Here is a 15975-nt window from a genome sequence, read left to right as displayed (position 1 = left end):
CCATGGCGCTTCCATCGGAAATGAAGGCCTTGCTGCTTGTCGGCGACGGCTACACCAGAACACCTTCGGCCGGCGCGCTGGAGGCGACGGAGCCTTATCTGCGGCCCGGCAATATCGCCGTGCCCGCGCCCGGCCCGACGCAGGCGCTGATTAAGGTCAGCCTTGCCTCGATAAACCCCTCCGATATCGCCTTCATCAAGGGCCAATACGGCCAGCCGCGGGTAAAGGGGCAGCCGGCAGGTTTCGAAGGCGTCGGCATCGTCGTCGCGACGGGCAACGATCCCTATGCAAGGAGCCTGGAGGGAAAGCGCGTCGCTTTCGCCACCGGGGTGTCGAACTGGGGCTCGTGGGCCGACTATGCGGTGGCGGAGGCGGCGTCCTGCATCCCACTGCTCGACACGGTGCGCGACGAGGACGGCGCCGCGATGATCGTCAATCCGCTGACCGCTTTAGCCATGTTCGACATCGTCAGCCGAGAAGGGGAGAAGGCGTTCATCATGACCGCCGGCGCCAGCCAGCTCTGCAAGCTGATCATCGGGCTCGCGAAGGAGGAAGGTTTTCGGCCGATCGTCACCGTGCGCCGCGAGGAGCAGATCCCGTTGCTGAAAGGCATCGGCGCCGCTCATGTGCTCAACGAGAAGGCGGCGGATTTCGAGGCTGCGCTGCGCGAGGTGATGAAAGCCGAGCAGCCGCGCATCTTCCTGGACGCGGTGACCGGCCCGCTGGCCTCGGCTATCTTCAATGCCATGCCGAAGCGTTCGCGCTGGATCGTCTATGGCCGGCTCGATGCCGAGCCGACGGTGATACGCGAGCCAGGCCAGTTGATCTTCCAGCACAAGCGCATCGAAGGCTTCTGGCTCGCCGAATGGATGCGGCGGTTCCGCGACCGGCTCGGCCCGGCGGTGCTGGAAGCGCAAAAACGCTTTTCCGACGGGCGGTGGTCGACCGATGTGACGGCGGTGGTGCCACTGGACGAGGCGATGGCGCGGCTGCCGGCCGAGTTGGCCAAGCCGAATGGCAAGGTGTTCATCAAGCCGTAGCGGCTACTCAGATTGGTGACCACTCAGCGCAGGCTCTCCAGGTCGCGGATGCGCTTGGCGCCGGCAGCTTCGAGTTGCCTGGTGACAGCGCCGATCAGCGTTTCGGCAACGACGAAGAGGGCGGCGGATGAGTCCCAGGCCGAAGGCACTGCGGTGCGGCCGGCGATCACGTGGCGGGCGAAGCGGGCGATGGGTGACAGCCACTGGTCGGTGAAGAGCACGATCTGCACGCCGCGCTCGTGCGCCTTCTCGGCGAAGCGGATCAGACTTTCCTGGTAGCGCCTGATGTCGAAGATCACCAGCACGTCGCGCTTGCCCATATCGATCAGCCGGTCGCGCCAGATGCTCTCCTGGCCGGCGAGGTGGTAGACATCCGGCTGGATGATGGCGAGATGGGCGGCCATGTAGCGCGCCAGCGGGTCGGTGAAGCGGCCGCCGATCAGGAAGGTCTTGCCGCGCCGCTCGGCAAGTCTTGCGGCGATGTCGGCCAGCTGCTTGTCGGAGAGGTGCCGGAACGTCTCGCGCATGTTGTCGAGCGTCGCCTCCAGCATCGGCGAAACCGCGCCGCCACCGGCGGGCGATGCCGGGTTGAGCGTGCGCGACGCCGGCGACTGTAACTGCGCCGCCAGTTCATCCTGCAACGCCGACTGGAATTCGGGATAGTTCTGGAAACCCAGCCTGGCGACGAAACGCAGGATCGTCGGCGATGAAACTCCCGCCGCGATCGAGAATTCGGCCACCGTCTTCAGCCCGGTCAGCGGATAGTTGGCAATCAGCGTCTGTGCGGCGCGGCGCTCGCCCGCCGGCATGGTGCCGATGCGGTCCGAGATCAGTTCGGCGATGCTGGAGATCATGGTTTTCCCCACCCTTTGACCCGGTCGCCGCCGTTTTCGGAATTCGGCGTTTGACAAAGCCGGGTAAAGTGTATGAAATCATTCACAGGGACGCAATGAGGCAAAATACGTAACATACGATACAGCGCTCCCCAGGGGACGGCAGTATGGAGAAAGCACGGCCGGCCAGCCTTGCACCGTCGGAGACCGTAAGGGTGACCAACCCCGGCGGCTCGAGCCCCTTCGTCCTCACCTGCGACCACGCCTCGAACTTCCTGCCAGCCGAATTCGGCACGCTGGGCCTGCCCATCGAGGATCTGTCCCGCCACATCGCCTGGGATCCGGGCGCGTTGCCCGTCGCCAGCCGCATGGCCGATGCGCTCGATGCCACGCTGGTCGAGACCCGGGTCTCGCGCCTGGTGATCGACTGCAACCGGCCGCTCGACGCGCCGGACCTCGTGCCGCCGGTCAGCGAGACGACGGCCATCCCGGGCAATACGGGTCTTTCCGACAAACAGCGCGCGGCGCGCGTCGACCTGGCCTGGCGTCCATTCCATGACACCATCGCCGAGATCATCGAACAGCGGCTGGCGCGTGGCCAGGAGACGCGGCTGGTGTCGGTGCACTCCTTTACGCCGGTCTACAGGGGCAGGAGCCGACCCTGGCATATCGGCATCATCCATGACGACGACCGCAGGCTGGCGGCGCCGCTGATATCGGCATTGCAGCGGCTTGCCGGCGTCACCGTCGGCGTCAACGAGCCTTATTCGCCGGCCGACCGCGTCTACTTCACGCTGGAACGGCATGCGCGCTCGCGCGGCCTTGCCTGCGCGATGATCGAAATCCGCAACGACGAAATCTCCGGCGAGACCGGGCAGCGGAAATGGGCGGATCTGCTCACAGGCATATTTTCGAATCTGGAGCCCGAGGAGGCCAGGGGTTCCCGACAACGCGCAATGGGAAAGTCAATTCAATCGGCCAGCTAAGAATCAACAGGGGACTAACATGTCAGCGCAAGACTACACAGAAGTCGACAAGCACGAGGACCTAAAGGTTCTCCACGGAATGGGCTATGCCCAGGAATTGTCGCGAAGCATGAGCCGCTTCTCGAACTTCGCGATCTCCTTCTCGATCATCTGCATCCTTTCGGGCGGCATCAACTCTTTCGCCCAGGCGATATCTTCGATCGGCGGCGCCGGCGCCGGCATCGGCTGGATCGTCGGTTGCGCCGTATCCGGATTCTTCGCCCTCGCCATGGCGCAGATCGCCTCGGCATTCCCGACAGCGGGCGGCCTTTATCATTGGGCGTCGATCCTCGGCAACCGATTCACCGGCTGGCTGACTGCATGGCTCAACCTGCTTGGCCTGATCACCGTGCTGGGCGCCATCAACATCGGCACCGCATTCTTCTTCGTCGGAACGTTCGGCAGTTGGTTCGGCATCACCGGCACACCGGGAGAGATCGTCGGATTTGTCGCCGTCATCACGGTGATCCAGGCGCTCTGCAATCATTTCGGCATCAAGCTCACCGCCATGCTGACCGACGCTTCCGGCTTCCTGATCCTTGGCGCGACGGCGGTGTTGATCGTGGCTTGCCTGGTTTTCGCTCCGGCAATCGACATCACCAGGCTGTGGACGTTCACCAATTATTCGGGCGACGCAGGCGGCGGGGTTTTCCCGCAGTCGGATTCCATGACCTACCTGTTCCTGCTCTGCCTGCTGCTGCCGGTCTACACCATTACCGGCTATGACGCGTCGGCGCATACATCGGAAGAAACGCTGAAGGCCGCGCATTCCGTTCCGCGGGCGATCATTTCGTCGGTGCTCTGGTCGTCGCTTATCGGCTGGGCTATGGTCTGCGCGATCGTGCTGGCCATTCCGGACCTCGCGGCAGGTGCCAAGCAGGGTTGGAGCGTCTTCTTCTCGACCATGGACGCGATCCTGCCGGTCTGGCTCAAGGAACTGCTCTACCTTGCCATCCTGATTTCGCAGTTCCTCTGCGGCCTCGCCACCGTGACCTCGGCGTCGCGCATGCTTTTCGCCTTCTCGCGCGACGGCGGCATGCCGGTTGGCTCGGCCTCGCTTGCCAAGGTCAGCCCGACCTGGCGCACGCCCGTCCACGCGATCTGGACGGCTGCTGTCCTCGAGATCATCTATGTCTTTCTTGCCCAGTTCATCTCGATTGGTGGCACGAACATCTACACCATCGTCGTCAACTCGACGCTGGTCTTCCTGTTCCTCTCCTTCATCATCCCGATCGTGCTCGGCATGATGGCTTTCGGAACGGCAAAATGGCCGAGCCCGGGCCCATGGAATCTCGGTGCCGGGCTGTTCAAGCTGGTTTGCATCCTGTCAGTCATAGGCATGGCGATCATCTTCTACATCGCCATCCAGCCGCCGAACGATAAGGTGCTCTATATCACCATCGGCTTCATCCTGCTGACCGCGGTGCTTTGGTACGGCTTCGAGAACCGCCGCTTCCAGGGTCCGCCGATCGGCGATGAGATCGCCAAGCGCCAGGCGGCGATCAAGGCGGCCGAACAGGCGGTGGGCGAAACCGGCAACTGAGACCTCCCTTCAATGCCATGGCCGGCGCCGCGCCGGCCATGGTTTCGTTTCCACCCTTCAATCGACCAGCACTGGAGTGCCAAAGGAATGGCCGGGAATTTCTCTTTCGAACAGTTGAAGCAAGCGGTCTCGAACGGTGAGATCGACACGGTGCTGGCCTGCATCGTCGACATGCAGGGCCGGCTCGCGGGAAAGCGCTTCCTGGCCCAGTATTTCGTCGATTCGGCGCATGACGAGACGCATGGCTGCAACTATCTGCTGGCGGCCGACATCGATATGGAGCCGGTCCCCGGCTACAAGGCTGCGAGCTGGTCGAAGGGCTATGGCGACTTCGTCATGAAGCCCGACCTATCGACGCTGCGGCGCATCCCCTGGCTCGAAAAGACGGCGCTGGTCATCTGCGACGTGCTCGACCACCACGACCATGAGGACCTGGCGCATTCTCCGCGCGCGATCCTGAAGAGGCAGGTCAAGCGGCTGAGCGAGCGCGGCTATATCGGCTATTTCGCTTCCGAACTCGAATTCTACCTGTTCAGCGAAACCTACGATTCCGCCCGCAAGAAGCACTGGCAGGGCCTCGACTCGGCCTCGCCCTATATCGGCGACTACCAGATCGGCATCACCACCAAGGAAGAAGGCGTCATGCGCCGGCTTCGCAACGAGATGGAGGCCGCCGGCATTCCGATCGAGAATTCCAAGGGCGAGTGGGGGCCCGGCCAGGAAGAGATCAACGTGCGCTATGCCGAAGCGCTCGAGATGGCCGACCGCCACGTCATCCTGAAGAACGGCGCCAAGGAGATCGCCGATTCCGAAGGCAAGGCGATCTCCTTCATGGCCAAGTACAATTACGGGCTCGCCGGCAAGGCCAAGTACAATTACGGGCTCGCCGGCAACCCCAGCCACATCCACAATTCGCTGTGGAGCGCCGACGGCAAGACGCCGCTTTTCTTCGACAAAAACGCCGAATGGACGCTGTCGACCCTCGGCCAGCAATGGGCGGCCGGCCAGCTCAAATACGCCAAGGAGTTCACCTGGTTCCTGGCGCCCTACATCAACTCCTACAAGCGCTTCCAGGCCGGCACCTTCGCACCGACCAAGATCATGTGGAGCGAGGACAACCGCACCGCCGGCTTCCGGCTCTGCGGCGAAGGCACCAAGGGCATCCGCATGGAGTGCCGCATCGGCGGCGCCGACTTGAACCCGTATCTCGCCTTCGCCGCGCTCATCGCCGCCGGCCTTGCCGGCATCGACGAGAAGTTGGAACTGCAAAAGCCTTTCTTCGGTGATGCTTATCAAGCGTCGCAGCTGCCGGAGATCCCGAAGACGCTGCGCGACGCCACCGAGACGCTGTCGAAGTCGAAAATGCTGAAGCAGGCTTTCGGTGAGGACGTCATCGAGCACTATGTGCACACGGCTCACTGGGAGCAGTTCGAGTACGACCGCCGCATCACGGATTGGGAACTGCACCGGGGGTTTGAGCGGTACTAGGTACCAGCGCCAAGGCGCCGACGCTGCCCTTTACTCTCTCTGGGACTGGAGCGCCGGGGCCGGACTTTCTTTCTTCTCTGCGATGGGCGGAAGAAGGGGCGAAGCGTGAAGCCAAGGCCACATGATTTTCGATTGTTGTAAAACTGCGAGGAAGAAATGACCGAAACGGTCAAACTCAAATCACCCATCGACGGCTCGATCTATGCCGAGCGGCCGGTCGCGACGGACCAGGCGATCAACGCGGCGGTGGAGCGCGCCAAGGCGGCGCAGGAAAAATGGGCCGAAACGCCCATCGTCGAGCGCGGCAAATACATGCTGGCGATGCTGGAAGCACTGGTCGCCATGACCGATGAGATCGTGCCCGAGATCGCCTGGCAGATGGGTCGGCCGGTGCGCTATGGCGGCGAGTTCGGCGGCGTCAAGGAACGCACCAGCTACATGGTCGAGATCGCTGAAGCCGCGCTGAAGCCGGTCATGGCCTCCAATCCGAAGGAGGGCTTTCGCCGCTATGTGAAGAAGGTGCCGCTCGGCGTCGTCCTGGTGATCGCTCCCTGGAACTATCCCTATCTCACCGCGGTCAACACCATCGTGCCGGCGCTGATGGCCGGAAGCGCCGTCATCCTCAAGCACGCCGCGCAGACGCTGCTGGTCGGCGAGCGCTTCCAACAGGCTTTTGACAAGGCAGGTCTCCCCAAGGGCCTGTTCCAGAACCTGGTCATGAACCACACCCAGACCGAGAAGCTGCTTGGCTCGGGCAAGATCGACCATGTCAACTTCACCGGCTCGGTGGCTGGCGGCCGTGCCATCGAGAAGGCGGCGGCAGGCAGCTTCATGACGCTCGGCCTCGAGCTCGGCGGCAAGGACCCGGCCTATGTGCTGCCCGACGCCAAGATGGACCACGCGGTCGCCAATCTTGTCGACGGCGCCTTCTACAATTCCGGCCAGTGCTGCTGCGGCATCGAGCGCGTCTATGTGCACGAGAAGGTCTATGACGAGTTCGTCGAGGGTTTCGTCGCCGAGACCAAGAACTACGTCGTCGGCAACCCGCTGGAGCACGCGACCACCATGGGGCCGATGGCGCAGGCGCGCTTTGCCGACCTGATCCGCGAGCAGAAGGCCGAGGCGCTGCGCAAGGGCGCCAGGGCGCACATCGACATGAAGGTCGAGAACGATCGGCCCGGCTCGCCCTATCTGGCGCCCGAAGTGCTGACCGAGGTCGACCACCAGATGAGCGTCATGCGCGAGGAAAGTTTTGGACCGATCGTCGGCATCATGAAGGTGCGCAACGATGAAGAGGCGATCGCGCTGATGAACGACAGCCCCTATGGGCTGACGGCCTCGATCTGGACGCGCGACACCGAGCGCGCGGTGGCGATCGGCGACCGCGTCGAGACCGGCACCGTGTTCATGAACCGCTGCGACTACCTCGACCCGGCGCTGGTCTGGACCGGCGTCAAGGACACCGGCAAGGGCGCCGCGCTCTCGGCCATCGGCTACGACAATTTGACCCGGCCGAAATCATACCACCTGCGTGAAGCGATCTGATTTTTCGAAAGACAGAAAATGTCCAAGCTCATCTCCAAATGGAACTACCCCACCACCGTCCGTTTCGGCGCCGGCCGCATCAAGGAACTGCCGGACGCGCTGGCGGCCGCCGGCATCAAGCGCCCGCTGTTCGTCACTGATCCGGGCCTGGCAAAGCTTCCGGTCGTCGCATCGACGCTAAAAATCCTAGACGCGGCACAAGTGCCCTATGGCGTGTTTTCCGAGGTGAAGCCGAACCCGGTCGAGTCCAACCTCACCGCCGGCATCGCGGTGTTCAAGAAGGGCAAGCATGACGGCGTCATCGCCTTCGGCGGCGGCTCGGCGCTCGACCTCGGCAAGCTGATCGCCTTTCAGGCCGGGCAGACTCGGCCCGTATGGGATTTCGAGGACATCGGCGACTGGTGGACCAGAGCCAATTCGGACGCGATCGCGCCGATCATCGCGGTGCCGACCACGGCCGGCACCGGGTCCGAGGTCGGCCGCGCCGGCGTCATCACCAACGAGGCGACCCACACCAAGAAGGTCATCTTCCACCCGAAGCTTCTGCCGGCGATCGTCATTGCCGATCCGGAGCTGTCGGCCGGCATGCCGCCCTTCATCACTGCCGGCACCGGCATGGATGCGCTCGCCCACTGCCTCGAAGCCTATTGCGCGCCGGGCTATCACCCGATGGCCGACGGCATCGCGGTGGAAGGCATCAGGCTGGTGTTCGAGAACCTGCCCAAGGCCTTCGCCAACGGCAAGGATCTGGTTGCCCGCGCCCATATGATGAGCGCCGCCGCCATGGGTGCCGCCGCCTTCCAGAAGGGGCTGGGGGCCATCCACTCGCTGTCGCATCCGATCGGCGCGCTCTACGACACCCATCACGGCATGACCAATGCGGTATTCATGCCCTATGTGCTCGCCTTCAACCGCGAGGCGATCGAGGACCGCATCGCCCGGCTCGCCGCCTATTGCGGCATCAAGGGCGGCTTCGATGGTTTCGCCAAGGCAATCGTCAAGCTGCGCAAGGAACTCAAGGTGCCGCACGCGCTGCCCGGCCTGATCAAGGGCCTCGACATGGACAAGAAGCGCAAGGCGCTGATCGCCGATATGGCGGTGGTCGATCCGACCGCCGGCGGCAACCCGGTCAAGCTCACCAAGAAGGCGGCGCTGACGCTGCTGGAAGACGCCATCGCCGGCTCCGTATGAGAGCCGGCTTCGGATGCCGAAAAGTTGAAGAAGACGACACCCAATGAAAAGGAGAGGGGGCAAAAAGCAAGGCAACTAACCATTAGCCGGAAAATTAACTGCGGGCTAATTGCTACAGTCCGTTAAAAAGAGTTAACTTTTTGTGCCGCGGGGCTCCGGTTTCAAAAAGCCTTCATCTGGCTGTCACACGAAAACGATACCCGCATCGCAGGCGTCCACGACGCCAGTTCAACGGAGAGAACACATGTTCAAGTTCACGGGGAAAGTGCTTTCCCTCTCGGCCGCGGCGCTCTTCGCGTCGACGGTGATTTCGTCCGCGGATTCGCTGGACGATCTCGCCAAGGCCGCGAAGGCCGAAGGCCAGCTGACTGTCATCGCGCTGCCGCATGACTGGTGCGGCTATGGGGCAGTGATCGACGCCTTCAAGGCTAAGTATCCGGACATCACCATCAACGAACTCAACCCCGATGCCGGCTCCGGCGATGAGGTCGAGGCCATCAAGGCCAACAAGGACAACAAGGGCCCGCAAGCGCCCGACGTGATCGACGTCGGCCTCTCCTTCGGCCCGACCGCAAAGAAAGACGGCCTGATCCAGGCTTACAAAGTATCGACGTGGGATTCGATCCCGGACAGCGCTAAGGATGCCGATGGTTTTTGGACCGGCGACTATTACGGCGTGCTGTCCTTCCTGGTGAACAAGGATCTTGTGAAGGAAGCGCCGGCCGACTGGGCCGACCTTTTGAAGTCGGATTATGCCAACACCGTCGCCCTCGCCGGTGATCCGCGCGCCTCGAACCAGGCGATCCAGGCGGTCTACGCCGCCGGTCTGTCCGGTGGCGCCGCTGCTGGTGAAGCAGCCGGCACGGCAGGTCTCGACTTCTTCAAGAAGCTCAATGCCGCTGGCAATTTCGTGCCGGTCATCGGCAAGCCGGCCACGCTGGCCCAAGGTCAGACCCCGATCCTGGTCACCTGGGACTACAACGCGCTTGCTGGCCGCGACACGCTGAAGGGCAACCCGCCGGTCGACGTCGTCGTGCCGAAGACCGGCGTCGTCGCCGGCGTCTATGTGCAGGCGATCAGCGCTTATGCGCCGCATCCGAATGCCGCCAAGCTCTGGCTCGAGTATCTCTACTCCGACGAGGGTCAGATCGGCTGGCTGAAGGGTTACTGCCATCCGATCCGCTTCAACGACCTCGCCAAGAACGGCAAGCTCCCGGCCGACGTGATGGCCAAGCTGCCGCCGGCCGAAGCCTATGCATCGGCCGTGTTCCCGACCCTCGATGAGCAGGGCAAGGCCAAGGAAGCGATCACCAAGAACTGGGACGCCACTGTCGGCGCCAACGTGAAGTAGCAGAAGGATACGGCCGGGCGGCTCTGGCCGCCCGGCTCTTCTCACGGACGGTAGCCGGCGCATGACCGATGTCTCGTTCCCCAACCAGGCCATTGCGGGAAAGACCGCGCCGCCCAGCGAAGCGCGCGCGTTGCGGCTGCCGACGCAATGGATCGGCGTTGCACCCTTCTTCATCTTCGCAGTCATGTTTCTTATCCTGCCCACGCTCTACCTGATGCTGGGCGCGTTCCAGAACGAGGCTGGTGAGTTCACGCTGGAAAATCTCATCGCTCTGTCGGAGCCAAATATCGTTGCCGCCTACTGGATCTCGATCAAGGTCAGCCTGGCATCGGCGCTCATCGGAGCATTTGCCGGCCTCGCCATCGCCATCGCGATCGTGCGTGGCGGCCTACCCAATTGGATACGTTCGGCGACGCTGACTTTTTCCGGGGTAGCCTCCAATTTTGCCGGCGTCCCTCTGGCCTTTGCTTTCCTCGCCACGCTTGGCCGACTCGGTCTCGCTACGGTGATCCTGAACACCCTGTTTGGCCTCAACATCTACGCGCATGGCTTCAACATCCTGTCGTTCTGGGGCCTCACGCTGACCTATGTTTATTTCCAGATCCCGTTGATGGTGGTCATCATCGTGCCGGCGATCGACGGGCTAAAGAAGGAATGGGGCGAGGCCGCCGCGACGCTTGGCGCCACCACGGCGCAATACTGGCGAATGGTCGTCATCCCGGTGATTTGGCCGAGCTTTCTCGGCACAGTTATCCTCCTGTTCGCCAACGCCTTCGGGGCGATTGCCACCGCCTATGCGCTGACCGGCTCCTCGCTCAACATCGTGCCGATCCTGCTCTATGCGCAGATTCGCGGCGACGTGCTGCACAACGCCCATCTCGGCTATGCGATCGCCTTCGGCATGATCGTTATCACCGGCCTGGCCAATGTCTTTTACATCTGGTTCCGAACACGCTCGGAGAGGTGGCTGAAATGAAGACCGGGAGATTCTGGGCCTGGGTCGTCTTCATCCTCGGCGCGGCCTATTTCTTCATCCCGCTGATCGCGACAGTGGAATTTTCCATGCGCATGCGTCGCGGCGCCTATTCGTTCGACGCCTATCAGATCGTGCTTGGAGACCCGCGCTTCCAGGCGACCTTCATGTATTCGGTGGTTGCCGCAATTTTCACCATCATCCTCGGTGTGCTGGTGGTGGTGCCGGCGGCCTATTGGATTCGGCTGCGGCTGCCGCAAATCAGGCCGCTTGTCGAGTTCATCACGCTGCTGCCGCTGGTCATACCGGCGATCGTCATCGTCTTCGGCTATATCAGGATGTATGGGTCGAATTCGCCGCTGCCGTTCCTGGCAAACGATACGGCCACCAACGCTCTGCTGGTGATCGGCTACGCGACGCTGTCGCTGCCCTATATGTATCGCGCAGTGGATACAGGTCTTCGCACCATCGACGTGCGGACGCTGACGGAAGCGGCGCAGATCCTGGGTGCCGGCTGGTCCACGATCATCACCCGCGTCATCCTGCCCAATGTTCTCATCGCGGTGCTGTCGGGCGCCTTCCTCACCTTCGCTATCGTCATCGGCGAGTTCACCATGGCCAGCCTGCTCAACCGGCCGGCGTTCGGTCCGTATCTGCAGAATATCGGCGCCAACCGTGCCTATGAGCCGGCGGCGCTGGCCATTATCGCCTTCGCCATTACCTGGGGCTGCATGTCCCTGATCCAGATCCTATCCCGCTTCGCGCCGAAATCGGCGAACCGACCGAACTGAGCGAAAGAAAAGCCATGGCCGAGCCGTTCCTCTCCATCCAGCATGTGCGAAAGTCCTTCGGAGCCACCACCGTGGTTGAGGATTTCAACCTCGATGTCGCGCCGGGCGAATTCGTCTCCTTCCTCGGCCCGTCCGGCTGCGGCAAGACGACGGTGCTGCGCATGGTGGCCGGCTTCGAGGAGCCCTCGGCCGGCAAGATCGTCGTCGGCGGCAAGGATATCACCAGGCTGAAGCCGAACCAGCGCAATGTCGGCATGGTGTTCCAGGCGTATGCGCTGTTTCCCAACCTGACGGTGGCGCAGAATATCGGGTTCGGGCTGAAGGTGGCGGGCATGGCCAAGGCGGCCATCGATTCCCGCGTCGCGGAGATGCTCGACATCATCAAGCTGCCGCAGATGGCCGATCGCTACCCCTACCAGCTCTCCGGCGGCCAGCAGCAGCGTATCGCGCTGGCGCGCGCGATCGCGCCGAAGCCGAAGCTTTTGCTGCTCGACGAGCCGCTGTCGGCGCTCGATGCCAAAGTGCGCGTGTCGCTGCGCGAGGAAATCCGTTCGATACAGAAGAAGCTCGGCATCACCACCATCTTCGTCACGCACGACCAGGAAGAGGCGCTGTCGATCTCCGACCGGATCGCGGTGATGTATGGCGGCAAGGCTGAGCAGGTCGGCACGCCGTTCGAGATCTACAACCGGCCGGCGACGAAGTTCGTCGCCAATTTCGTCGGCACGCTCAACGTGCTGGAGGGCAAGGTCACCGACCCCGCCTCGGGCAAGGTGCAGGTCAACGCCCAGGAAGTTTCGCTCAAGGGCAAGCTCAACGGCTCGAAGTCCGGCGACACGCTGTCGCTGGCGCTCAGGCCCGAAGCGATCTCGCTGGCGCGCCAGCCCGGCCACGACACCAGCCTGTCGGGCGAGATCGCCGAGGTGCATTTCCTCGGCTCGGTGATCCGGGTACGCGTCGGCATCGGCGGCAACACGGTGTCGCTCGACACCTTCAACAACTCCGCGACGCCGCCGCCCGCCGTCGGCGAGAAGGCGGATATCTCGTTCTCGTCAGGCGATATGTTGGTCCTGCACTAGGAAGCGAGCATCGTTTCACAGCGATCTCCGGTGCGCTGAACGGTGAATCCCGGTTGTCGACCCTTCGATGCCGATCAAACGTCGGCGCCGCCCCTCTTCCGCCTGCCGGCACCTTCTCCCCGCATAGTGACGGGGAGAAGGGGGCCGACCGCCGGCGCCTCATTCTGCAACGGCGACAATTGGCGAAACCATCGGTGACGGCGTCTTTCGCCCCGTCACTATACGAGGAGAAATGCCCGGCAGGGCAATGAGGGGCGGCACCGACCTGAGCGGTAGCTTTGAAATCCCCAGTCGAAGCTGTTCGCCTACGCTCTTTCCAGGCAGGCCAAGGCGCCGACAATTAACAGCATCTTGTCTCAAGGTACTGCCAACAACCTTGCTTCGCCGCTACGATGAACCATGGCGCTTTTCGAGCTCACCCTTGTCCTGCTTCTGATCGCCGTCGCGCTGACAGCAGTGTCGCGCTGGCTGGAGGTTCCGTATCCCTCGCTGCTGGCGCTGGCGGGCGCCGGGATTGCCTTTCTGCCTGGCGCTCCAACGATCGAGATCGATCCGGAACTGGCGCTGGCGCTGTTCATTGCGCCGGTGCTTCTCGATGCCGCCTATGACACCTCGTTGCGCGACCTGAAGCGCTACCGGCTGTCGCTGGCGCTGCTGGCGCTGGGCGCCGTCGCCTTCACCACCGTGGTCGTCGCCTTCGTCGGCTGGAAGATGGCCGGCCTGCCGATCGCGGCGGCGATCGCGCTCGGCGCCATCGTCGCGCCGCCGGACGCGGTGGCGGCGAGCGCCGTGCTCGGCCAGTTCAAGGTGCCGCATCGCTTGACCGCCATCCTGCAGGGCGAGAGCCTGCTCAACGACGCCACGGCGCTGCTGATCTACCGGATCGCGGTTTCGGCCGCCATCGGCTCGGTCATGCTGAAGGACGCGGTGCCCGTGGTTCTTTTGTCGACGATTGGCAGCGTTGCCGCCGGCTATCTGTTCGGCCGCATCTCGCTGCTGACGCTCACACGCATCGAGGATGCCGCAAGCAGCACGGTGGTGCAGTTCGCCGGAACCTTCGCCGTCTGGATCATCGCCGACAGGATCGGGCTTTCCGCCATCATCACCATCGTCGTCTATGCCATCACCATCGCGCGCACCGCGCCGCGCCGCATGTCGGCGAGGCGCCGCGTCAGCACCTATTCGGTCTGGGAGTCGGCGGTGTTCGTGCTCAACGTGCTGGCTTTCGTGCTGATGGGCCTGCAGGCACGGTCGATCGTCGGCCGGCTCTCCGGCGAAGGGCATGGCAATGCATTTCTCTTCGCCGCGACGGTGCTGGCCGTCGTCATCGTGGCGCGTCTCGTCTGGGTGTTGGGTTATGTTGCGATCATGCGACGGCTCGCCCGCTTCGACAGCGAAGAGCAAAGGCGGGACGCGCCGACCTTTCGCGGCGCCGTGCTCGTCGGCTGGTGCGGCATGCGCGGGCTGGTGACGCTAGTCGCGGCCGTTGCCTTGCCGGCCGGCTTCCCCGGCCGTGATCCGATCGTGCTCGCGGCCTTCGCTGTCGTGCTCGGCACGCTGGTGCTGCAGGGCATGAGCCTGAAGCCGCTGCTGCGCCTGCTCAATTTCGAACGGGACACGACGATCGACCGCGAGGTGGCGCAGGCGCGCGTCGCCGTCATGCAGGCCGCGCTCGATGTGTTGAGCCGCAAGACGTCGGCCGCGGCCGCGGTCGTGCGCGAGCAATACGAGGCCCAGCGTCTGGTCGCCGAGAATCCGGAGGACGCGCAGGCGGCGACCGAATACGATCGGCTGCGCCTCTATGCCATCAACCGCCAGCGAGACACGCTGGAGGAACTGCGCCGCAACGGCACGATCGGCGACGAGGCCTATCACCGCCTGGAGGAGGAAATCGACTGGTCGGAACTGGCCGCGTCTCCGGCCGGGCGGTTTCAATCGCTCACCACCTAGGCTGTGCTGATATTCAGGTGAGGCCGGCCTGCAAATAGCGGCATCCTGCGCTTCCGGTGCTCACGTACTTACAGTACGCTCCGCTCCGGTTCTCGGAAGCCACCATTTTCGGCTCGGCCTGACCTGAATCTCAACACAGCCGGACGGCGCGGGACTAGTTGGCCTATTCCGCGCGCCGCCGCGGTCCATTGCAACGAGATAGCCGAGGCGGTACTGGCGTGGCGAGATATTCAGCCGGTTAATCGATGAAGCTGGTCAGCTACAACATCCAGTATGGGTTCGGCAGCGACGGCCGCTATGACCTCGCGCGCGCGGCGCGCCTTGTCGACGGCGCCGACATCATCGCCCTGCAGGAGGTGGAGCGCCAATGGCAGCGCACCAACGAGGACGACCAGCCGGAAATGCTGTCGCAGCTGCTGCCCGACTATTACTGGGTCTATGGCCCGGCCTTCGACATGGACGCCAGCGAAAAGCGCGACGGCCGCGTCGTGAACCGCCGGCGGCAGTTCGGCACGATGGTGCTGTCGAGGCTGCCGATCGTCTGGTCGCGGCTGCATGCGCTGCCGCTGCGGCGCACGCTCAAGCCGCTCAACACCCGCAACGCGGCGCTCGAATGCATGATCCGCACGCCGGCGGGGCCGGTGCGGGTCTTCTCGCTGCATCTTGCGCATATCGCGGCCGAGGAGCGGCTGGAACAGATCGACTATCTGCTTGCAGAGCATCGTCGCGCGCCATCCGAGGGCGGCCCGTGGAGCGGTGCCGACGACGAGCCGCAGCACAACTGGAGCAACGGCGAGCCCGAACCGGAAAACCCGCTGGCGGCGATTTGGCTCGGCGATTTCAACATGGAGCCGGGAAGCGCGGAGTACCGGCGCATCGTGGGCAGCGCGCCTTATCATCGCGGCGCCGCCTATATCGACGGATTTGTCGATGCCGCTTCAGTCGCCAGCGAGCCCGGGCCGGACTTCCATACGCACGAGAAGATCATCGACGGCAGGCTGGCGAAACGACGGCTCGACCATTGCTTCGTCGGCGGCATGCTGGCCGCACGGGTGCGTTGGGTGAGCGCCGACATCGGCGAGGTGGCTTCCGACCATTTCCCGCTCAGGGTCGACATTGACCTGGAAACGCCGGGCATAGCCTCAGGCTTCGCGGGCAGGTGAGGC

At 63.6% G+C, this 15975-nt stretch carries 13 protein-coding genes; 12 read left to right on the top strand and 1 reads right to left on the bottom strand.

Annotation, left to right across the window (positions count from 1 at the left end):
• Positions 1-2: 2 nt before the first annotated feature.
• Positions 3-1040 carry a zinc-binding dehydrogenase gene (locus tag DH10_RS07310; protein WP_192255484.1) on the top strand — a complete coding sequence of 346 codons (1038 nt, stop codon included), beginning with the start codon at positions 3-5 and terminating at the stop codon, positions 1038-1040.
• 23 nt (positions 1041-1063) lie between these two features.
• Here DH10_RS07310 and DH10_RS07305 read toward each other — a convergent pair whose 3' ends face one another.
• The gene (locus DH10_RS07305) at positions 1064-1894 is read right to left on the bottom strand and encodes a MurR/RpiR family transcriptional regulator (RefSeq protein ID WP_192255482.1); all 831 of its coding nucleotides are present in this window, start codon (positions 1892-1894) and stop codon (positions 1064-1066) included.
• Positions 1895-2040: 146 nt separating this feature from the next.
• Between DH10_RS07305 and DH10_RS07300 the strand changes: the two genes are divergently transcribed.
• The 11 genes from DH10_RS07300 to DH10_RS07250 all read left to right on the top strand — a co-directional run bounded on the left by DH10_RS07300 (position 2041) and on the right by DH10_RS07250 (position 15972).
• Positions 2041-2859: an N-formylglutamate amidohydrolase gene (locus DH10_RS07300; RefSeq protein ID WP_192255480.1), complete on the top strand. Its 819-nt coding sequence runs from the start codon at positions 2041-2043 to the stop codon at positions 2857-2859.
• Positions 2860-2878: 19 nt separating this feature from the next.
• A complete protein-coding gene (locus DH10_RS07295; protein WP_192255478.1) occupies positions 2879-4441 on the top strand; it encodes an amino acid permease in 1563 nt (520 codons plus the stop codon).
• An 87-nt stretch (positions 4442-4528) separates the two neighbouring features.
• Positions 4529-5929, top strand: coding sequence for a glutamine synthetase family protein (locus tag DH10_RS07290; RefSeq protein ID WP_192384567.1), 1401 nt, complete (start codon positions 4529-4531; stop codon positions 5927-5929).
• Between the two features lie 156 nt (positions 5930-6085).
• The gene (locus DH10_RS07285) at positions 6086-7474 is read left to right on the top strand and encodes an aldehyde dehydrogenase family protein (protein ID WP_192255474.1); all 1389 of its coding nucleotides are present in this window, start codon (positions 6086-6088) and stop codon (positions 7472-7474) included.
• Between the two features lie 18 nt (positions 7475-7492).
• Complete coding sequence (locus DH10_RS07280) at positions 7493-8665, top strand: iron-containing alcohol dehydrogenase (RefSeq protein ID WP_192255472.1); 1173 nt, start codon at positions 7493-7495, stop codon at positions 8663-8665.
• Positions 8666-8909: 244 nt separating this feature from the next.
• Complete coding sequence (locus DH10_RS07275; protein ID WP_192255470.1) at positions 8910-10016, top strand: ABC transporter substrate-binding protein; 1107 nt, start codon at positions 8910-8912, stop codon at positions 10014-10016.
• A 61-nt stretch (positions 10017-10077) separates the two neighbouring features.
• Positions 10078-10992: an ABC transporter permease gene (locus tag DH10_RS07270; RefSeq protein WP_192255468.1), complete on the top strand. Its 915-nt coding sequence runs from the start codon at positions 10078-10080 to the stop codon at positions 10990-10992.
• A complete protein-coding gene (locus tag DH10_RS07265; RefSeq protein ID WP_192255466.1) occupies positions 10989-11780 on the top strand; it encodes an ABC transporter permease in 792 nt (263 codons plus the stop codon). Before DH10_RS07270 ends, DH10_RS07265 begins: the two co-directional genes overlap by 4 nt.
• A gap of 14 nt (positions 11781-11794) precedes the next feature.
• A complete protein-coding gene (locus DH10_RS07260) occupies positions 11795-12859 on the top strand; it encodes an ABC transporter ATP-binding protein (protein WP_192255464.1) in 1065 nt (354 codons plus the stop codon).
• Positions 12860-13258: 399 nt separating this feature from the next.
• The gene (locus tag DH10_RS07255; RefSeq protein ID WP_192255462.1) at positions 13259-14809 is read left to right on the top strand and encodes a cation:proton antiporter; all 1551 of its coding nucleotides are present in this window, start codon (positions 13259-13261) and stop codon (positions 14807-14809) included.
• A 245-nt stretch (positions 14810-15054) separates the two neighbouring features.
• Positions 15055-15972 (top strand): endonuclease/exonuclease/phosphatase family protein, encoded by a 918-nt coding sequence (locus tag DH10_RS07250; RefSeq protein WP_192255460.1) that lies wholly within the window; start codon positions 15055-15057, stop codon positions 15970-15972.
• Positions 15973-15975 lie beyond the last annotated feature (3 nt).

It is taken from the genome of Mesorhizobium silamurunense, assembly GCF_014843825.1.
GTDB classification, from domain to species: domain Bacteria; phylum Pseudomonadota; class Alphaproteobacteria; order Rhizobiales; family Rhizobiaceae; genus Mesorhizobium; species Mesorhizobium silamurunense.
The sequence above is the reverse complement of the archived record's forward strand: the minus strand, read 5'-3'. Positions and strand labels throughout refer to the sequence as shown.